The sequence below is a fragment of the uncultured Jatrophihabitans sp. genome, assembly GCF_964244045.1.
Taxonomy (GTDB): domain Bacteria; phylum Actinomycetota; class Actinomycetes; order Mycobacteriales; family Jatrophihabitantaceae; genus Jatrophihabitans.
In genome coordinates this window covers 79,890-99,181 of sequence record NZ_CAXTHK010000009.1, presented here as the reverse complement: position 1 = coordinate 99,181, position 19,292 = coordinate 79,890, and the positions used below count along the sequence as shown (strand labels likewise).

Annotated in this window: 20 protein-coding genes and 1 pseudogene; 11 read left to right on the top strand and 10 right to left on the bottom strand. The window is 70.4% G+C overall.

The features are described from left to right. Nucleotides 1–78: 78 nt before the first annotated feature. The 7 genes from ACFFC4_RS09450 to ACFFC4_RS09420 form a co-directional block, all read right to left on the bottom strand. A complete protein-coding gene (locus tag ACFFC4_RS09450) occupies nucleotides 79–981 on the bottom strand; it encodes an SRPBCC domain-containing protein (RefSeq protein ID WP_375500112.1) in 903 nt (300 codons plus the stop codon). Between the two features lie 8 nt (nucleotides 982–989). After that, entirely contained in the window at nucleotides 990–1,847 is an 858-nt protein-coding gene (locus tag ACFFC4_RS09445) for an FAD binding domain-containing protein (RefSeq protein ID WP_375500110.1), read from the bottom strand. A 1-nt stretch (nucleotide 1,848) separates the two neighbouring features. After that, nucleotides 1,849–4,311 carry a xanthine dehydrogenase family protein molybdopterin-binding subunit gene (locus ACFFC4_RS09440; protein ID WP_375500108.1) on the bottom strand — a complete coding sequence of 821 codons (2,463 nt, stop codon included), beginning with the start codon at nucleotides 4,309–4,311 and terminating at the stop codon, nucleotides 1,849–1,851. Then, a complete protein-coding gene (locus ACFFC4_RS09435) occupies nucleotides 4,308–4,781 on the bottom strand; it encodes a (2Fe-2S)-binding protein (protein WP_375500106.1) in 474 nt (157 codons plus the stop codon). Before ACFFC4_RS09435 ends, ACFFC4_RS09440 begins: the two co-directional genes overlap by 4 nt. A 98-nt stretch (nucleotides 4,782–4,879) precedes the next feature. Continuing rightward, entirely contained in the window at nucleotides 4,880–6,013 is a 1,134-nt protein-coding gene (locus ACFFC4_RS09430) for an XdhC family protein (RefSeq protein ID WP_375500104.1), read from the bottom strand. Continuing rightward, nucleotides 6,006–7,127, bottom strand: coding sequence for a VWA domain-containing protein (locus tag ACFFC4_RS09425; protein ID WP_375500102.1), 1,122 nt, complete (start codon nucleotides 7,125–7,127; stop codon nucleotides 6,006–6,008). The genes ACFFC4_RS09430 and ACFFC4_RS09425 overlap by 8 nt, the downstream gene beginning before the upstream one ends. A 2-nt stretch (nucleotides 7,128–7,129) precedes the next feature. Continuing rightward, on the bottom strand, nucleotides 7,130–8,002 hold the full coding sequence (locus ACFFC4_RS09420; protein WP_375500100.1) for an AAA family ATPase: 873 nt from the start codon (nucleotides 8,000–8,002) through the stop codon (nucleotides 7,130–7,132). Between the two features lie 157 nt (nucleotides 8,003–8,159). Here ACFFC4_RS09420 and ACFFC4_RS09415 point away from each other — a divergent pair, with 157 nt between their 5' ends. Next, nucleotides 8,160–8,717 (top strand): NTP transferase domain-containing protein, encoded by a 558-nt coding sequence (locus ACFFC4_RS09415; protein ID WP_375500098.1) that lies wholly within the window; start codon nucleotides 8,160–8,162, stop codon nucleotides 8,715–8,717. Nucleotides 8,718–8,748: 31 nt separating this feature from the next. On the opposite strand, the gene ACFFC4_RS09410 is transcribed toward ACFFC4_RS09415, so the two are convergent. The 3 genes and pseudogenes from ACFFC4_RS09410 to ACFFC4_RS09400 form a co-directional block, all read right to left on the bottom strand. Beyond that, nucleotides 8,749–9,579, bottom strand: coding sequence for a phospholipid scramblase-related protein (locus tag ACFFC4_RS09410; protein WP_375500096.1), 831 nt, complete (start codon nucleotides 9,577–9,579; stop codon nucleotides 8,749–8,751). Between the two features lie 48 nt (nucleotides 9,580–9,627). Further along, a pseudogene (locus ACFFC4_RS09405) lies at nucleotides 9,628–10,175 on the bottom strand (gamma carbonic anhydrase family protein). Between the two features lie 21 nt (nucleotides 10,176–10,196). Next, nucleotides 10,197–11,264 carry a CapA family protein gene (locus ACFFC4_RS09400; RefSeq protein WP_375500094.1) on the bottom strand — a complete coding sequence of 356 codons (1,068 nt, stop codon included), beginning with the start codon at nucleotides 11,262–11,264 and terminating at the stop codon, nucleotides 10,197–10,199. A 203-nt stretch (nucleotides 11,265–11,467) separates the two neighbouring features. Here ACFFC4_RS09400 and thrS point away from each other — a divergent pair, with 203 nt between their 5' ends. From thrS to ACFFC4_RS09350, 10 genes are all read left to right on the top strand, one after another. After that, complete coding sequence (gene thrS, locus ACFFC4_RS09395) at nucleotides 11,468–13,420, top strand: threonine--tRNA ligase (RefSeq protein WP_375500194.1); 1,953 nt, start codon at nucleotides 11,468–11,470, stop codon at nucleotides 13,418–13,420. Beyond that, entirely contained in the window at nucleotides 13,413–13,976 is a 564-nt protein-coding gene (locus ACFFC4_RS09390; protein ID WP_375500092.1) for an HIT domain-containing protein, read from the top strand. The genes thrS and ACFFC4_RS09390 overlap by 8 nt, the downstream gene beginning before the upstream one ends. 10 nt (nucleotides 13,977–13,986) lie before the next feature. Continuing rightward, nucleotides 13,987–15,063 (top strand): amidohydrolase family protein, encoded by a 1,077-nt coding sequence (locus ACFFC4_RS09385; RefSeq protein ID WP_375500090.1) that lies wholly within the window; start codon nucleotides 13,987–13,989, stop codon nucleotides 15,061–15,063. Between the two features lie 195 nt (nucleotides 15,064–15,258). Continuing rightward, complete coding sequence (rpsP, locus tag ACFFC4_RS09380) at nucleotides 15,259–15,717, top strand: 30S ribosomal protein S16 (protein ID WP_375500088.1); 459 nt, start codon at nucleotides 15,259–15,261, stop codon at nucleotides 15,715–15,717. 1 nt (nucleotide 15,718) lies between these two features. Then, nucleotides 15,719–15,967: an RNA-binding protein gene (locus tag ACFFC4_RS09375; protein WP_375500086.1), complete on the top strand. Its 249-nt coding sequence runs from the start codon at nucleotides 15,719–15,721 to the stop codon at nucleotides 15,965–15,967. Nucleotides 15,968–15,993: 26 nt separating this feature from the next. Beyond that, the gene (gene rimM / locus ACFFC4_RS09370; RefSeq protein ID WP_375500084.1) at nucleotides 15,994–16,509 is read left to right on the top strand and encodes a ribosome maturation factor RimM; all 516 of its coding nucleotides are present in this window, start codon (nucleotides 15,994–15,996) and stop codon (nucleotides 16,507–16,509) included. An 11-nt stretch (nucleotides 16,510–16,520) separates the two neighbouring features. Next, complete coding sequence (trmD, locus tag ACFFC4_RS09365; protein WP_375500192.1) at nucleotides 16,521–17,216, top strand: tRNA (guanosine(37)-N1)-methyltransferase TrmD; 696 nt, start codon at nucleotides 16,521–16,523, stop codon at nucleotides 17,214–17,216. A 137-nt stretch (nucleotides 17,217–17,353) separates the two neighbouring features. Continuing rightward, nucleotides 17,354–17,710 (top strand): 50S ribosomal protein L19, encoded by a 357-nt coding sequence (gene rplS, locus ACFFC4_RS09360; protein ID WP_375500082.1) that lies wholly within the window; start codon nucleotides 17,354–17,356, stop codon nucleotides 17,708–17,710. A gap of 32 nt (nucleotides 17,711–17,742) precedes the next feature. Further along, on the top strand, nucleotides 17,743–18,810 hold the full coding sequence (gene lepB / locus ACFFC4_RS09355) for a signal peptidase I (RefSeq protein ID WP_375500080.1): 1,068 nt from the start codon (nucleotides 17,743–17,745) through the stop codon (nucleotides 18,808–18,810). Continuing rightward, complete coding sequence (locus ACFFC4_RS09350) at nucleotides 18,807–19,286, top strand: NUDIX hydrolase (protein ID WP_375500078.1); 480 nt, start codon at nucleotides 18,807–18,809, stop codon at nucleotides 19,284–19,286. The genes lepB and ACFFC4_RS09350 overlap by 4 nt, the downstream gene beginning before the upstream one ends. Nucleotides 19,287–19,292: the final 6 nt, after the last annotated feature.

Below are 19,292 nucleotides of genomic sequence, written 5' to 3'. Positions count from 1 at the left end.
GTTGCGCCACGGCCAGGCGGTGCGCGAGCGCCCGGCCGGTGGACGCACCCAGTGTGTCGTGATCCACCTGGTGCGGGGTCAGTGCTTGGCGCGTCGGCGCAGGACGATCAGCAGCACCAGTAACGCGGCGGCGACCGGTGCCAGGCGCTTGGCGACGGCGGGCCCGGCCGATTCGATCAGGTTGATCGGCTCGACCTCGCGTGGCGGCGTGAACGGACGCTTGGGCTCGTGGCCGTTGACACCACCGGCCGCATCGTCGGCCGACTCGTGAGGCGCATCATCGCTCGCAGTCGGTTCCGACGGCGCGGAGTAACCCGGTCCGGCAGCCACCGCCTCGACCGCGGCCCGCTCGATCGGGCCCGCCGTGGCCACTGCCTCAACGGCCGTCGGAGCTTCTGGCTCGGCGGTGCCGTCGATGACGGGAGCCTCGTCGGCCGAGCCGGACGACTCCGCGGTGGCCGGGGTCGGCTTGGGCCGCGCGGTCCGCTTGCGGGCCGGTGCGGTCGGCGTCTCGACCGGTGCTTCGGCGGAGCCCTCGCCACTACGGATCGTGGTGGCCAGATTGTCGGCGAACTGCCCGATCAGCTTGTTGCCGACGTCGACCATCACCCCGCGCCCGAACTGGGCCGGCTTACCGGTGATGTCGAGGTCGGTGTCGACCTTCACCAGCGTGCTGCCACCCTGGTCCTCGAGCACCGCGGTGACCTTCGCTGCAGCGGTGCCGTTGCCCCGCGAGTCGCGCCCGCGCGCGTCGATGACTGCGCGGTGCGTGGCCTCGTCCTTCTCGATGAAGCTGGCCTTGCCCTTGTAGGTCAGCCCGATCGGTCCGAGCTTCACCTTGACGGTGCCGGTGAAGTCGTCACCGTCGACGGAGTCGATCGCGGCACCTGGCATGCAGGGGCCGATCTGCTCGATGTCGAGCAGGATGCGCCAGGCTTCGTCGATGCCGGTCGGAACGGTGAAGGAGTGCTCGAGCTTCAACGGTTTCCCTAGCTTCCTGCCGCCGTCAGCACGGCACGCTTGGTGAGGACTCTGGCCAAGTGCTCACGATAGTCGGCCTTGCCGGACAGGTCGGACGGGGCGCTGGTTGCTTCGGCGGCGTGTTCGGCCGCTGCGCCGATGCCCTGCTCGGAGGCGTCGGCGCCGGCGAGCGCGGACTCCACGGCGCTCGCGCGCAGCGGCGTCGAACCCATGTTAGTGAGCCCGATCCGGGCCTCGGCGATCGAGCCGTTCTCGCGCCGGACCAGCGCTGCGACAGCGACGATAGACCACGCCTGGGCAACGCGATTGAACTTCTCGTAGTGCGACGACCACCCCGCGCCGAGCTTGGGCACGCGGATCGCGGTGAGCACCTCGTCGGGCGTCAGCGCCGTGGTGAGGTAGTCCTGGAAGAAGTCCGCGGCGGCGATCCGTCGCTCGCCGGCGGAGCCGTGCGCCACGAACTCGCAACCCAGTGTGAGGGCGACGGCGCCGAGGTCGCCCGCCGGGTCGGCGTGGGCCAACGCGCCACCGAACGTGCCGCGGTGGCGGACCTGCGGGTCGGCCACGGTGTGGGTGGCCTGCACGATCAGCGGGGCGTGCTCCTTGACCAGCGCGTCGCGCAGGATCTCGTCGTGCGTGGTCATGGCGCCGATGACGATGGCGTTGCCGTCGTCGCGCACGCCACGCATCTCGGCCACCCGACTGACGTCGACGACGGTGCTGGGATAGGCCAGCCGCAGCCGCAGGATCGGGATGAGCGACTGGCCGCCAGCCATCAGCTTCGCGTCCTCGCCGGCGTCACCCAGGGCGGTGACTGCCTCGCCCACTGAGGTGGGCCGGGCGTAGTCGAACTCTGCGGAAATCATGTCAGTTCCCCCCGTCCGAGGTGGCCGTACTTGACCCGCCGTAGGCGTTCGTACCGTTCTCGGCGCGCTCGGACTTCTGTGCGCCGTGGATGGCCCGCCAGACCCGCTCGGGGGTGGCCGGCATCTGGATGTCGTTGACGCCGAACGGCCGCAGCGCGTCGACCACGGCGTTGACCACGGCGGGGGTCGAGGCAATCGTGCCGGCCTCGCCGACGCCCTTGACGCCCAACGGGTTGGTCGTCGAGGCCGTCTCGGTGCGGTCGGTGGTGAACGACGGCAGGTCGGCGGCCGAGGGCAGCGTGTAGTCGACGAAGGTGCCCGTCGTCAGGTTGCCGTCGTCGTCGAAGACTGCCTCTTCGAACAGCGCCTGGGCGATGCCCTGCGCCAGGCCACCGTGCACCTGGCCCTCGATGATCAACGGGTTGACCGGGGTGCCGACGTCGTCCACGCACACATACTTGCGGATCTTGACCATGCCGGTCTCGGTGTCGATGTCGACCGCGCACAGGTGGGTGCCGTGCGGGAAGGAGAAGTTCTCCGGGTCGTAGACGGCGTCCGAGTCCAGGCTGGGCTCGACACCGTCGGGCAGGTCGTGGGCCATGAAGGTGGCGAAGGCGACCTCGCCGATGGACACGCCCGAGCCGGGGGAGCCCTTCACCGAGAACGTCCCGGCCTCGAACTCCAGGTCGTCCTCGCTGGCCTCGAGCATGTGCGCGGCGATCGTCTTGGCCTTGGCCACCACCTTCTCGCTGGCCTTGACGATCGCAATGCCGCCGACGGCCAGCGAGCGCGAACCGTAGGTGTCCAGACCCTTCGGCGAGGACTGCGTGTCGCCGTGGATGACCTCGACGTCCTCCCACTTCACGCCCAGCTTGTCGGCGACGATCTGGGAGAACGCGGTCTCGTGGCCCTGGCCGTGGGCGCTGGCGCCGGTGACGACCTCGACCTTGCCGGTGGCCAGCATGCGCACCGAGGCGGCCTCCCAGCCGCCGGCGCCGTAGGCCAGCGAGCCCAGGACGCGTGACGGGGCCAGGCCACACATCTCGGTGAACGTCGAGATGCCCAACCCGAGCTGGATCGGATCCTTCGACTCCCGGCGCTGCTGCTGCTCGGCCCGCAGCTCGTCCCAGCCCATCAGCTCGAGGGCCTTGTCGGTGGCCGCCTCGTAGTTGCCGGTGTCGTAGGTCAGCCCGGCGACCATGGTGAACGGGAACTCCTCGTGGGTGATCCAGTTCTTGCGGCGCAGCTCCATCGGGTCCATGCCCAGCTCGGCCGCGAGTTCGTCCATGATCCGTTCGATCGCGAACGTCGCCTCGGGCCGGCCCGCGCCGCGGTAGGCGTCGGTGGCCGTCTTGGTCGTGAACACGCCCTCGCAGACGAAGCGGTAGGCCGGGAACTTGTAGATGGCCGGGAACATGAAGGCCCCGAGCACCGGGACGCCCGGTCCGACGAGGCGCAGGTAGGCGCCCATGTCGGCGAACAGGTGGACGTCCAGGCCGGTGACCGTGCCGTCGCGCTTGGCCGTGATCGTGATGTCCTGGATCTGATCCCGGCCGTGGTGGGCCGACATCAGCGACTCGGAGCGGGACTCGGTGTACTTGGCCGGCTTGTTCAGCTTGCGGGCCACCAGGGTGGTGATGACCTCCTCGGGCGTCACCGGGATCTTGCCTCCGAAGCCGCCGCCGACATCGGGCGCCACGACGCGCACCTTCTGCTCGTCGATGCCGAGCGTCAAGGCCAGCATGGTCCGCAGGATGTGCGGGATCTGCGTGGAGGAGTGCACCAGCACGCCGTCGCCCTGGGGCTGCACGAGAGTCGAACGCGGCTCCATGAACGCCGGGATCAGCCGCTGCTGCAGGAAGCGCCGGCTGACCGTGACCTCGGCATTGTCGAGCGCGGGCTGGATCGGTTGCCCGGTCCCGGCCTCGCCGGCCTCGAAGGCCCAGGTGTAGCTGCGGTTCGACGTGGTGTTCGGGTGGACGAGCGGGGAGTCGTCCCTGAGCGCGTCCTCCATGTTCATGATCGCGGGCAGCGGCTCGTACTCGACGTCGATGGCCTCGAGCGCGTCCTGGGCCGCGGCCTTTGTGCGCGCGGCCACGACGGCCACCGCCTCGCCGACGTGGTTGACCTGGGTGACGGCCAGCGACGGCGCGCCCGGGTTGACCATGTCGGGGGTGACCGGCCACGCGCACGGCAGGTTGCCCTGCGTGTCGGCGAAGTCCTGGCCGGTGAACACAGCCAGCACGCCCGGGCGGGTCTTGGCCTCGGACGGATCGATCGAGGTGATGGTCGCGTGCGCCATCGGGCTGCGCAGGATGGCCAGGTGCACCATGCCGGGCACGACCATGTTGTCGACCCAGGTCGTCCGCCCGGTGATCAGGTGGCGGTCCTCGCGGCGGGCCCGGGCGTTGCCGATCTCGGGCGCCGGGGTGGCAATGGCGGGAGCGTCCTCGATGATCGTCATGCGGTGACTCCTGCGTCGGCGACGGCCTGCACGGCCTTCACGATGTTCTGGTAGCCGGTACAGCGGCAGAGGTTGCCCTCGATGCCCTCGCGGATCTCGTCCTCGGACGGGTGTGGGTTGTTCTTGAGCAGGTCGCGGCAGGCCATGATCATGCCCGGGGTGCAGTAGCCGCACTGCAGGGCGTGGTTCTCGTGGAAGGCCTGCTGCATCGGGTGCAGCGAGCCGTCGGCACCCTCGAGGCCCTCGATCGTCGTCACCTGACCGCCGTCGGCGCCCACGGCCAGGACGGTGCAGCTCTTGACGCTCTGCCCGTTCAGATCGACGGTGCAGGCACCGCAGTTGCTCGTGTCGCAGCCGACCACCGTGCCGACCTTGCCCACCTGTTCACGCAGGTAGTGCACGAGCAGCGTGCGGGGTTCGACGTCGTCGGCGTACACGACTCCGTCGACGGTCAGGTTGATCTTGGTCATCGATCCTCCACAGAAGCGTGCCGAGATCCCGACGCTAGCGTGGTGTGACGACGATTACGAGAGCTCGATCACCGCGCCGCGCGGCGTAGTGGATCCGCTCAGCTGACCGCACCGTATTCGCGGTGGATCGGTCCCGATACCTGCCGCAGCTGCGCCCCGGACCCACCCCAGCGGGCGGCAATGATCTCGGCCGCGACCGACACGGCCGTCTCCTCCGGGGTCCGCCCGCCGACGTCGAGGCCGATGGGGGCGTGCAAGCGCTCGAGGTCCGTGTCGTCGAAGCCGAGTTCCTTCAGCCGCGCGTTGCGGTCGTCGTTGGTGCGCCGAGACCCCATCGCGCCGAGATAGGCCAGCGGCAGCTTTAGTGCGACCTCGAGCAGGGGCACGTCGAACTTCGGGTCGTGGGTGAGTACGCAGACGACCGTCCGCCCATCGGTGTCGGTCTCGGCCAGATAGCGGTGCGGCCAGGCCACGACGACCTCGTCGGCGTCCGGAAAGCGCTTAGCGGTGGCGAACGTGCCGCGGGCATCGCACACGGTGACCCGGTAACCGAGGAACGAGCCGATCCGCGCCACCGCGGCGGCGAAGTCGATCGCGCCGAAGACGATCATCCGCGGTTTGGGGGCGTACGAGGCGACGAAGACGGCGATGTCGTCGCCGCGGCGCTCGCCGTCGGGGCCGTAGCGCACGATCTGCGTGCTGCCCTGCTGCAGCAACCCCAGCACGTCGTCGCCGACCGCGGCGTCGAGCCGCTCGCTGCCCAGACTGCCCTGGATGTCGGCCGTGCCGTGGCCGTCGGGGCGCACGATCAGCCGCCGGCCAACCCGCGCTCCGTCGATGTCCTCGATCATGGTCGCGACGGCCACCGGGCGGCCGGCCTCGATGTCCTCGACGATCCCGCCGAGCTCGGGGAAGGTCTGCCGGTTCACCTGCTCGACGTACACGTCGATGATCCCGCCGCACGTCAGACCGACCGTGAACGCGTCGTCGTCGCTGACGCCGTAGCGCTGCAGCACCGGCCGGCCGTCGTCGCGGCTGCCGCCGGCGAGCTCATACACCGCGCCCTCGACGCAGCCGCCGGAGACGCTGCCGACCACGGTGTCGTCGGGCCCGACGAGCATCGACGCGCCCGGCTGGCGGGGCGAGGACTTCCAGGTCCCGACGACGGTGCCCAGGCCGACGCTCTCGCCGGCCCGCCACCAGGTGGCCAGCTCGGTCAGGACGTCACGCATGAGCGATCACGTCGGCCAGCGTATGCAGCGCGTCCAGGGTGTGGCCGGCGACGAGGTCGTCGAGGTAGGGCAGCGCGGCGCTCATGCCCGCGGTGACGGGCGCAAACCCCTCCTTGCCACGGTGTGGGTTCACCCAGACGACGCGGTGGGCTAGGCGGGCCAGCCGGGCCATCTGCTCGCCGAGCAAGGCCGCGTCGCCGCGCTCCCACCCGTCGGAGGCGATGACGACGACCGCTCCGCGGGCCGCGCCGCGCTGGCCCCACAGATCGAGGAAGGCCTGCAACGCCTCGCCTAGCCGGGTGCCGCCGCTCCAGTCCGGCACGGCGCTACCGGCCGCAGCCAGCGCCTGCTCGGGATCGCGCAGCCGCAACTGTCGGGTGATCCGGGTCAGCCGGGTGCCGATCGTGAACGCCTCTGTCGTGCTCGGGGCCACGCGCACCGCGGCGTGCGCGAACCGCAGCAGGACGTCGGCGTAGGGCGACATCGAGCCGCTGACGTCGAGCAGCAGCACCAGTCGGCGCGGCTTGACCTGCGGGCGCAACCGGGCGAGGTCGGCCGTCTCTCCGCCGTCACGAAGCATCTGGCGCACGGTGCGGGCGACGTCGATCTGATCGCGGCCGCGCGGCCGGTGGCGCAGGGTGCGGCGCGACCCGACGCGCGGGGCGAGCAGGGCGATCAGCGCGTTGACCTCGTCGCGCTCGGCCTGGCTCAGGCCGGCGACGTCGCGGTGGCTCAGCACCTCGGTGTCGCTGGCCGCGGTGTTGAGCACCTCGTCGTCGTGCTCGGCGTCCTGCTCGCCGCGCTCATCGGAACTGATCGGGCGAAGTTGGAGCACGGCTGCGGGCGGCCCCTGGCGCTTGGGCCCCGGCAGCGGCGGGACCCGGCCGCGGAACCAGGCGTCGAACACCGCGTCGTAGCGGGGCAGGTCGTCGGGCTCGCCGCACAGCGTCACCCGGCCGGCCCAGTAGACGGCCTCGGCGTCCAGGACGTCGATGTGGGTCAGGGCGTCGAGCGCGCCGGCCAGCCTGGTGGGGTCGGCGGCGACCCCCGCCGAGCGCAGGGCGCGGGCGAAGCCGGTCATCGTGATGACGGGATCCTGGTCGAGGGCGGGCATCGCTAGCTGCCCAGCAGGGCGTCCAGGTCGCGCTGCACCCGGGCGATGTCCTCGTGGTACTTCAGCACTGCGCCGAGCGTGTCGGCGGCGGTAGTGGCGTCGAGGCGGGTGGCGCCGAGTACGTGCAGCGCGCGCGTCCAGTCGATTGTCTCGGCGATGCCGGGGGGCTTGAGCAACCCGAACGTGCGTAGTCGTGCTGCGGCCGACGCGACGTCCTGAACCAGCTGGTCGCTGACCTCCGGCACCCGCCGCCGCACGATCGCGACCTCGCGCGCGAAGTCCGGGTGCGCCACCCAGTGGTAGAGGCAGCGGCGCTTCAGCGCGTCGTGCACCTCACGGGTGCGATTGGACGTGATCACGACCAGCGGCGGCACCTCGGCGGTGATCGTCCCCAGCTCGGGGATCGTCACTGAGTTCTCGGCCAGCACCTCGAGCAGGAAGGCCTCGAACTCGTCGTCGGCGCGGTCGATCTCGTCGATGAGCAGCGCGGACGGGGACGTCTCGAGGGCCTGCAGGATCGGCCGGGCCACGAGGAAACGCCGGTCGTAGAGCGAGGCCTCGAGGGTGTCTCGGTCGCCGCCGCCCTCGGCCGCGCGCAGGTGCAGCATCTGCCGGGGGAAGTCCCAGTCGTAGAGCGCCTGCCGGGCGTCGATGCCCTCGTAGCACTGTAACCGCACCAGCGCGGCGCCCGTGACGGTGGCCAGCGCCTGCGCGAGGGCGGTCTTGCCCACCCCCGGATCGCCCTCCAGGAAGAGCGGCCGATGCATGCGCAGGGCCAGGAACGCCGCCGTCGCGAGCCCCCGGTCGGGCAGGTACCCTGCACCGTCGAGAGCCTCTGCGACGGCGGACGGGTTGTCGAACGCGACCGGTTGCATACCGTCGAGCATCACCTGTTTCGCGGCCGACGCCTAGTTCGGGATCTAAGTCGATGTCCGGGGACCCAGCTGCCATCGCCTGTGCTGGCAGAACGCGACGTCGCCGGATAGGCGCCCTCACCCCGACGCTGGTGCCGCGGGGCTGGACAATAGGTCGGTGACGCGGATAGCCGGGGCGGTGCTGGCGGCCGGTGCGGGTAGCCGGATGGGTAGCCCGAAGGCCGAGCTCGTCGTCGACGGTGCGCGGCTCGTCGATCGCGCGGTGCTCGTCCTGCGCGAGGCCGGCTGCCACCCGTTGTTCGCGGTGGTGCGCGCGGGGACGTCGGTGCCTGGCGCGCAGGCGATCGTGAACCCCGCGCCCCAGCGGGGTCAGCGCTCGTCGCTGGCGCTGGCCGTCGCTGCCGCGGGGGACGTCGACGCGCTCGCCGTGCTGCTGGTCGACGCGCCCGGAGTCGGCTCGGCCGCTGTTGCGGCCACGGTCAGCGCCTGGACGCCCGGGCGCATCGCGACGGCCTGTTACGCCGCTCGCCGCGGGCACCCGATCGTCATGGCTCCGCAACTGTGGCGAGCTGCGCTGGAGCTGGCCGGGCCGGACGAGGGTGCCCGGGCCCTGCTGCGCGCCCGCGCCGAGCTGGTTGACGAGGTCGCCGTCGCAGGCGACCCCACCGATCTGGACACCCCGGACGACGTCGAGCGCTGGCAGGCGCGGCCCTGATCAGCCCCGCTGCTCGCTCCGCCAGCGTCGCTCAGCCGAAGCCGCGGGAGTCCTGCTTGAGAGCGGTGTCGACGGAGACCGCCGCGGCCAGCACCAGGGAGCGCAGCGGCTCCTCGAGGGGTTTGTGGATCTGTACCACGTAGTTGTCGGCCGTGGTGAACATCGTCTTGGCCAGTCCCTCCCATGTCTTGGTGATCCGGGCGACCTCGGTGCCGGTGTGGTCCTTGATCGAGAAATTCCACGCCCGCCAGTTCTCGCCCTGGATCAGGCCGTAGCTGTGCCCGCCGGACTCGAGGCCGAAGCGGATCTTGCCGAAGGCGTTCTGCTGGACGATCTCGCCGACGGGTTGGCCGTTCGGCGCCTCGACGAGGATGCGCGACTTGACGAACTTGGCCGGGCGGGTCAGGGCAAGCACCGGCTGGCCGGACATGTCGGTGATCTGCAGCTTGTGCGTCATGTACTGATCGAGAGACGACACGAAACGCGCGGCCTTCTTCAACCCGCTCTGCCCGACCTCGCGCACCGCGCCGATCTGGCGGGCGTGCTGGTCGTAGATCGCGTACTCGTTGCTGATCTCGATGAGCTTGGCCTTCTGGTTCACCACCAGGACCGGCTCGGTGAACAGGGTCCCGCCGCCTTGATAGGCAGCCGCCCCCGCCGTGCCCGCACGCTGGACGTCGCGCTGCACTCTCTCGGGTGCGCGCTGGACGGTCGGGACGTGGCTGGGCGCGCCGGGCGGGTCGATGCCGGCGCGACCGTGGGAGTTGACGTGTTCGGTCCACTGTTGGCCGTCGAAGTAGCGCTTCTCGTGGCGCCCGGCCGGGTCGGCGTACCACCCGGCGGGCGTGCTGGATTGCGTCATGCCGACGAGCCTAGGGCGCCGAACCCGGCGTGTCCTGGGAATCCCGGCTTACGAAGTGAAGTCGTCCGGCAGCGCCACGATGCCCTCCGCGTGCCGCTTGGCCAGTGCCGGGTAGTAGACGGGATTCATCTGCACCCAGAACTCGGCCGGGGTCCCGGCGATCTCGCGCTTCACCTCGGCGGGGACGCCGGCGGCGAGTACGCCGGGCGGGATCTCCTGCCCGGGCCGGACGAGGGACATGGCCGCGATCATCGAGCGTGAGCCGATCCGGGCACCGTCGAGGACCACGCACCCGTTGCCCACGAGCGCCTCCTCCTCGATCACCGCACCGTGGATCATGCAAAGGTGCGCGACCGTGGCGCGGACCCCGATCTCGGTTGTCACCTCCGGGGTGGTGTGGATGACGGTCCCGTCCTGCACGTTGGCGTTCGCCCGGATGACGATCGGCCCGTCATCGCCGCGCAGCGTCGCGCCGTACCAGACCGAGGCTCCCGACTCCCGACGGTCACGTCGCCGATGATCGTCGCAGTCGGCGCGATCCAGGCGTCCGGCGCGATGGTCGGGCGCTTGCCCTCGTACTCATAGAAATTCGGCACGTCGTGCTCCTCGTCGGCTGGTCAGTGGGTTGGTCGAGCGGCGAGGCCGGCACATCGGCGATCGGCAGCGAACTCGCGGTCGATGCGGGTGGCCTCGGCGGCCTTCGCCGGGACGGGAACGCCCCGGTCGTCGAGGTGTGACGGCGCGAAGGCGTCGTCGACGACCCGGCCGTTGCGCAGCGTCAAGGTCAGCACGCCGTTGTCGTCCTGGTCGTTGCCGAACGACATCCACCACAGGTAGTTGCCGAGGCCGTAAGCGACGTAGGTGCCGTCCTTGCGCCAGCCGGCGCCCTGCAGCACGTGGGCGTGCGCGCCCACGACCGCGGCCGCGCCCGCACGGGCCAACCGGGCGGCGAGGTCGGTCTGCAGCGATGACGGGCAGGTCTGGAACTCGACGCCCCAGTGCACGTAGACGAGCACCACGTAGCCGGCCGCGTGCGCTGCGCGCACCGCTGAGATCAGCCGGTCGGAGAACGCGTTCGCCACGCCGGGGGAGTGCGCGCCGGCGCTGAACAGACGCAGGGTCGTCTCGTCCTGCACCTGGTCGGCGGCGAAGATCGCCAGCCGGGTGCCGCGCACCGTCGTCCGGTACGGGGCGAACGCAGCGGCGGCGTTCTTGCCGATGCCGACGACCGGGAAGTGGTATTTGCGCGCTGCGGCGAGGCTGTCGCGCAGCCCCGAGGTGCCGTAGTCGGCCCCGTGGTTGTTGGCCATGGTCGCGACGTCGATGCCCGCATCGCGCAGGGCGCCCAGCGCCTTGGGCGGCGCGCGGAAGGTGAATTCCTTGGCCTGCTTCGTTCCGCCGGTGGTCACCGCGGTCTCGAGGTTGACCATGGTCAGGTCGGCTCGGCGCAGCCCCGCCGCGGCTGAGCCGAAGACGGTGGCCGGGTCGCGGTCGAGCCGACGGCGGATCCGTCCCGAGAAGTGGACGTCGCCGGCAAAGGAAATCGTGACGCTCCCGCTGGATGCGGACGACCTTGCCGAACTGGGGGGCCGAGTTGACGAGGCGGCAGCGGCCGATGCGGACGAACTCGACGTCACGCGGGCGGTGCCGGCACTGCTCGTGCACCCGGCGCTGAGCATCGCCATCGTCAGCAGCGTGCACCCCGTCGCGCGGCGACGGCGAGCCGAAAGGCGTGTCATAGCCGCACTAGCATTCCTCATGCACCGCGTCATGACCCGCACACCCGCCCGCGCAGCCGTGCCGGGCGGTCGCGTCGAAGGAGCCCTCGTTGACCAGCGTCCCGCCCGCCGACCCTGCCCGGACCCGGACGGTCGGGGTCGCTGCTGGAATGACGGCTTTCGACGCGCTACGGGAGGCAGGGATCGAGCTCACCGGGCCACAGGGCGCGGTGGTCGTGCGCGACGACGGCGCACTGCGTGACCTCGCCTGGTCACCCGACGCCGACGTCGAGGTCGAGCCCGTCGCCGCCGACTCGCCCGACGGGCTGGTCGTGCTGCGGCACTCCGCCGCGCACGCGATGGCGCAGGCCGTCCAGGACCTGTTCCCCGGCACGCTGCTCGGCATCGGGCCGCCCATCGAGGACGGCTTCTACTACGACTTTCTGCCCGAGCGGCCCTTCACGCCCGAGGACCTCGCGGCGATCGAGAAGCGGATGGGCGAGATCATCAAGTCCGGGCAGCGCTTTGCGCGGCGGCCCATCTCCGACGACGACGCGCGCACCGAGCTGGCGAACGAGAAGTTCAAGCTCGAACTGATCGGCCTGAAGTCCACCGCGAGCGGGGACGAGGCGACCGAGGTCGGTTCGGGCGGGCTCACCATGTACGACAACCTCGACGCCAAGACCGGCGAGCGGGTCTGGACCGACCTGTGTCGCGGGCCGCACCTGCCGAGCACCCGGCGCATCCCGGCCGTCAAGCTCATGCGCAGCGCGGCCGCCTACTGGCGCGGCAGCGAAAAGAACCCACAGCTACAGCGCATCTACGGCACGGCGTGGGCCACCCGTGACGACCTCAAGGCCCACCTGCAGCGCCTCGAGGAGGCGGCCAAGCGCGACCACCGCAAGCTGGGCATCGAACTGGACCTGTTCTCCTTCCCGGACGAACTGGGCTCGGGATTGGCCGTGTTCCACCCCAAGGGCGGCATCCTGCGCCGCGAGCTGGAGAACTACGCCCGGCAGCGGCACATCGACGAGGGCTTCGATTTCGTCAACACCCCGCACATCAGCAAGGACGGCCTGTTCCACACCTCGGGCCACCTGCCGTACTACGCCGACACGATGTTCCCGCCGATGGAGCTCGAGGGCGCGAAGTACCAGCTCAAGGCGATGTCGTGCCCGATGCACAATCTGATTTACAAGGCGCGGGGACGCTCCTACCGCGAGCTGCCGTTGCGGCTGTTCGAGTTCGGCACTGTCTACCGGTACGAGAAATCCGGCGTTGTGCACGGCCTCACCCGCGTCCGCGGGCTGACCCAGGACGACTCGCACAGCTACTGCACCCCCGAGCAGGCGCCGGCGGAGATCAAGAAGCTGCTCAACTTCATCCTCGGATTGCTCGCCGACTACGGCCTGGACGACTTCTATCTCGAGCTGTCGACCCGCGACGACACCAAGGACAAGTTCGTGGGGTCGGACGACGACTGGGCCACCGCTACCGCGGTGCTGTCCGACGTCGCGACGGCTTCCGGGCTCGAGCTCGTCGCCGATCCGGGCGGCGCCGCGTTCTACGGCCCGAAGATCTCAGTGCAGGCCAAGGACGCGATCGGGCGGACCTGGCAGCTGGCCACGATCCAGTACGACTTCAACCAGCCCGCCGGGTTCGAGCTCGAGTACCAGGCCGCCGACGGTTCGCGCCAGCGTCCCGTCATGATCCACTCGGCGAAGTTCGGCTCGATAGAGCGCTTCATCGGCGTGCTCACGGAGCACTACGCGGGGGCGTTCCCCACGTGGTTGGCGCCGGTGCAGGTCGTGGGCATCCCCATCAGCGAGGAGCAGAACACCTACCTCGAGCAGGTGGCCGACAGGTTGTCGACCCGCGGCATCCGGGTCGAGGTCGACACCTCCGACGAGCGGATGCAGAAGAAGATCCGCACGGCCCAGAAGCAGAAGGTGCCGTTCATGCTCATCGCCGGCGAGACCGACGCGGAGACCGGCGCGGTGTCGTTCCGGTACCGCGACGGTTCGCAGCGCAACGGCATCCCGATCGACCAGGCGGTCGAGGAGATCGTGTCGACGGTGGCCCGTCGGATGAACCCGTCACCCACTGCGGAACTGTATGTCTGACGACCTGCCGGTCGTCGAACCGGCCGAGTCTTTCGCGGGCGAGGCGGACGGGTTCGGCCGGCTGTGGACGCCGCACCGGATGGCCTACATCAAGGGTGAGAACAAACCGTCACACGACGGTGCGGGTGACGACTGCCCGTTCTGCTCGGCCCCGAAACGCTCTGACGAGGACGGGTTGATCGTCGCGCGCGGCACTCATGTCTTCGTCGTGTTGAACCTGTACCCGTACAACTCCGGACACCTGATGTCGGTGCCCTACCGACACGTCGCCGACTACCCGGAACTGACGTCGGACGAGACTCTCGAGCTGGCCCAGTTCACGCAGCGGGCGATGCAGGTGCTCCGCACGGCCATGGCGCCGCACGGGTTCAACCTGGGCATCAATCAGGGCAACGTCGCCGGCGCGGGGATCGCCGCCCACCTGCACCAGCACGTCGTCCCGCGGTGGGGTGGCGACACCAACTTCATGCCGGTCGTCGGGCACACCCGGGTGCTGCCCCAGCTGCTTTCCGACGCCCGGTCCCAGCTCGCCGACGCCTGGGCGGCAGTTGGGTAGCGTCCGCACCATGGGCCTGCACCTGCGCGGCGTATTCCTGCCCGACGAGACCGAGCGCGACGCCTGGATCCTCGACGGGCGGCTCACCTTCGACCGTCCGTCGGGTGAGCACGACACCATCAGTGTCGGGCGCTGGATCACGCCGGGCCTCGTCGACGCGCACTGCCACATCGGCCTGGCGCCGGCCGGGCACGTGCCTGATCCCGGGGCGATGGCCGAGCAAGCGCTGCTCGACCGCGATTCGGGAGCGCTGCTGCTGCGCGACGCCGGCTCACCGGTCGACAACCGCGGTGTGCAGCAGCGCGCAGACCTGCCCCGCCTGATCCGGGCGGGCCGGCACATCGCCCGACCCAAGCGCTACATCCGCGAGCTGGGCGTCGAGGTCGAGCCTGACCAGCTCGTCGCCGAGGTCGAAAGACAGGTCGCGGCCGGGGACGGTTGGGTCAAGATCGCGGCCGACTGGATCGACCGCAGCGTGGGCGACCTTGCGCCCACCTTCCCCGACGACGCCGTCGCGGCCGCGATCGGCCGCGCCCACGAGCTGGGCGCCCGCGTGGCAGCACACGTGTTCGGGGAGGAGGCGCTGCCTGCCCTGATCGCGGCCGGTGTGGATTCGATCGAGCACGGCACCGGGCTCACCGATGACCTGATCGCCGCCGCGAAGGAAGCGGGCAGCGTAGTGGTGCCGACGCTGATCAACATCGACAACTTCCCGCAGATCGCCCTTGGCGGTTCGGCGAAGTTCCCGGCCTACGCCGCGCACATGCGGGCTCTGTTCGCCACGTCCAGGGAGCGGATCCGCTCGGCGTGGGAAGCGGGCGTCCCCATCTACACCGGCACCGACTCGGGTGGCTCGTTGCCCCACGGGCTCATCCGCAGCGAGATCCTGGCCCTGGTCGGGGCGGGTATCCCGCAGCCGGACGTCATCGCCCAGGCGTCCTGGCGCGGGCGCGAATGGCTCGGGCTACCAGGTCTGATCGAGGGTGCACCCGCCGATCTCGTCGGCTACGACACCGACCCGCGCGTCGACCTGTCGGCGATGATGTCGCCGCGGCGCATCGTGCTGCGCGGTGCGGTGGTGCAGTAGAGGGGCGCCGGGCCGGTGCAGATTCTGTTTCGCTGCGCAGGTCTGGCACAATGGCGGGCTGAGTACCGGCTGTCGCGCGGACCCTCTCACTGCGCCCCAGCCAGTCCATCCGGACGCCTCGTTCTCCCGGTGTGCCCCACCCGGTGACGTCGCGCCCACACTGACAAGTCCTGACAAGTCTGGAGCACCACACACGTGGCCACGAAGATCAAGCTCACGCGCATCGGCAAGATGCGTGAGCCGCACTACCGCATAGTCGTCGCGGACGCCCGTAACAAGCGCGACGGCCGCTCGATCGAGACGATCGGCGAATACCACCCCAAGAGCGACCCGTCGGTGATCAAGGTCGACGGCGACCGCGCCGCCTACTGGCTTGGGGTAGGCGCACAGCCCACCGAAGCCGTCGCCGCGATCCTCAAGGTCACCGGTGACTGGCAGAAGTTCAAGGGGCTCCCGGCCCCCGAGCCGATGAAGGTCGCCCCGCCGAAGCCCGACAAGCGCGCTGCGTTCGACGCCGCCCTGGCCGACGCCGACGGCGGGCCGAGCGCGTCCGCCGGCGCTGCCACCACGCCGAAGAAGAAGGCACCGGCCAAGAAGCCCGCCGAGTCGGCGGAGGCGCCGGCCGCCGACACGGACGCCCCGGCGGAGAGCTGACGTGCTCGAGGAAGCCCTCGAGCACCTCGTCAAGGGCATCGTCGACCATCCGGACGACGTGCGCGTCGACCTGGTCGACAACCGGCGCGGGCAGCGCCTCGAGATTCGGGTGCATCCCGAGGACCTCGGGCGGGTCATCGGCCGCAACGGCCGGACCGCCAAGGCACTGCGCCAGGTCATGAGCGGCGTCGGCGGCTCGGCGGGTGCCAGCGGCATCCGCGTCGACGTCGTCGACGTCGATCGCCGCTAGTTGCCTGCGCCCCGCTACCACTTGACATGACGCAGGACCTGATCGCCGTCGGGCGCATCGGGCCGGCGCGCGGCGTGCGCGGAGACGTGTTCGTCGAGCCCTGGACCGATGCGCCCGATGAGCGCTTTGCCCCGGGTTCGGTCCTCGCCACCGATCCCGCGGCGGTCGGGCCACTCACTGTCGAACGGGTCAACCTCAACGGCCCGCGCATGGTCGTGCACTTCGCCGGCGTCGAGACTCGCGAGGCCGTCGAAGCGTTGCGCGGGGTCCGGCTCGTCGTCGACGCCACCGAGCGCCCCGAACTCGAGGACCCGGACGAGTTCTACGCCAGCGACCTCGTCGGACTTGCCGCGCGAACCGTCGGCGGCACCGAACTTGGCCCAGTCGCCGACGTGCTCGACATCGCGGGCGCCGATTACCTGGTGCTGCATGTCGACGGCGTCGAGCGCTTGGTTCCGTTCGTGTCGGCCGTCGTCCCCGACGTCGACCTCGTCGGCCGCACGGTCACCGTCGATCCGCCCGAGGGCCTGTTCGAGCTGTGACTGACCCAATCCTGAGGCTCGACGTCGTCACCATTTTCCCGGACTACCTGGCGCCGTTGCGCCAGTCCCTGCTGGGCAGGGCGATCGCTCGCGGGCAGGTGCAGGTCGGCGTGCACGACCTGCGCCGCTGGACCGACGACCTCCACCACACAGTCGACGACACGCCGTACGGGGGTGGCCCGGGCATGGTCATGCTGCCCGAGCCATGGGGTCGCGCGCTCGATGCCCTCGCCCCGCCGGGCCCGACACAGCCCCGCCTCATAGTCCCGACGCCGGCCGGTACCCCGTTCACCCAGGCCACCGCGGCCAGGCTGGCCATCGAGCCATGGCTGTTGTTCGCGTGCGGGCGGTACGAGGGGATCGACGCGCGCGTCGTCGACTATGCCGCGGAGCGGATGCCGGTCGAGGAGATCTCGCTCGGCGACTACGTGCTCGCCGGGGGAGAGGTGGCCGTGCTCGTCATGGCGGAGGCGATCGGCCGCCTGCTGCCCGGGGTGCTGGGCAACGCCGCGTCCGCGGTCGACGACTCCTTCGGAGCGGGGCCTGCCGGGCTGCTCGAGGCACCGGCCTACACCAAGCCAGCGTCCTGGCGCGGCCACCACGTACCCGACGTCCTGCTGTCGGGCAATCACGCAGCGATCGCGAGCTGGCGAACCGAACGCAGCCGTGAACGCACCGCGGCGCGGCGCCCGGACCTGCTGGGCTGAGGAGCGCGCGGGCCGTCGGTTTCGGTGCGGGGTGCCGGATATGGCATCATCGTGGGGTTGCCTCGCGCACGTGCGAAGGAGTTCGCCGAAGCCGAGCCAGACCCGCCTGACACCGACATGAGAGCGATACCTGCGACATGAACACCCTGGACACCCTCGACGCCGCATCGCTGCGCACCGACGTTCCGGACTTCCGGCCCGGTGACAGCCTGAAGGTCCACGTCCGGGTCATCGAGGGCAGCCGCTCGCGCGTCCAGGTGTTCCAGGGCGTTGTCATCCGCCGGCAGGGCGGCGGCATCCGCGAGACGTTCACGGTGCGCAAGGTCAGCTTCGGCGTCGGTGTCGAGCGCACCTTCCCGGTGCACACCCCGATCATCGACAAGATCGAGGTTGTCACCCGGGGCGACGTCCGCCGAGCCAAGCTCTACTACTTGCGTGAGCTGCGCGGCAAGAAGGCCAAGATCAAGGAGAAGCGCGAGACCGTCGTTCGCTAGATTCCCGCGAGCGACACCGCCTTCACCACCGCATGGCCGAGCACCGCGCGCCGGAGTCCGGCACGCCCGGTGACGGACGCGAGCCGGTCGATCCCGATCCGGTAGCAGCCGAGTTCCACCGGCACACCGGGGTCGAGCCCGACTATCCCGAGCACGGCGAGCCGGATGTGCATGACTCCGCGGCCGTCGAGCCGGACGCAAGCGAGGCGGAGCCCAGCAAGTACGGGCGAACCTGGTACGGCCGGCGCCGCCGCACGCCACCCAAGCCGCGTCGCAAGGCCCCCTGGTGGGAGCTGCCCGCCCTCGTGTTGCTGGCTGTCGGTATCGCCATCCTCGTCAAGAGCTTCGTCGTCCAGCCGTTCTTCATCCCGTCGGACTCGATGGAGAAGACGCTGCACGGATGCCCGGGCTGCCACGGTGACCGCATCCTGGTCAACAAGCCCATCTACGACATCCGCGACCCGCACCCGGGTGACATCGTCGTGTTCCACGACCCCAAGGACTGGGGTTCGGACGAACCCACCAGCAAGCCGCCGAGCAACCCGATCACGCGCACCATCCGCGGGTTCGGGCAGCTCGTCGGGTTCGTACCACCCGACGGGCAGGTGCTGGTCAAGCGGGTCATCGCCACCGGCGGGCAGACGGTGAAGGGCGACGCTGCGGGCCACGTCATGATCAGCACCACCGGGCCGAACGGGACGTTCCGCACGCTCCGGGAGCCCTACGTCTACACCCCCTCGATCGACGGGCGCACCCAGCCCGCTTTCGGCCCGGTCACGGTTCCCAAGGGTCGGCTGTGGGTCATGGGTGACCACCGCACCGACTCGGCCGACTCACGCTTCCACTGCTCGGCCACCGACTCGCAGGACACGAGTATCGACCTGAACTGCGACCCCACCGCGAGCACGGTGCCGGTCAACGATGTCATTGGCAAGGCCTTCGTCATCGCGTGGCCGCCGTCGCGCTGGCGGACGCTGGGCACCCCGGCCACCTTCACCAGCGCTGCCCAGGCTGCCGGACCGGCTCTGCCGGGTGCGGCCTCGCTGGGCTTCGCCCTACCGGTGTTGCTGCTACGCCGCCGCCGGCGCCTGTCGCGGTGACGCCCGTTCCGCGGGTCGGCGGCCGGGTGCTAATTGTCGATCCCGACGAGCGGGTGCTGCTCGTCCACGAACGCATCGAGGACGCCAGCACGCATTGGTTGACGCCCGGTGGGGGAGTCGAGGACGGCGAGGAACCCCGCGACGCGGCGGCCCGTGAGGCGATGGAGGAGGTCGGCCTCGACGTCGCGGTGCCCGCCGATCAGCCCGCGGTGTTGATCACCCGGCGGCTATGGTCCTGGGCTGGTGTCACCTACGACCAGGTCGACCACTTCTTCCTGGCCCGGGTCGCTGGCGGCCTGACCGTTCAGCCGCAGGGGTTGACCGCCATGGAGCGTCAGACGGTGCTGGGTCACGCCTGGTGGAGCATCACCGAGCTGCGGGCCACCGGCGAGACGCTGCTGCCGCCCGATCTGGCCGACCTTCTCGACCGGGTCCTGCACGACACCGCCAGCACCCTAGGCGACGGGTTAGGGTAGCCGGTC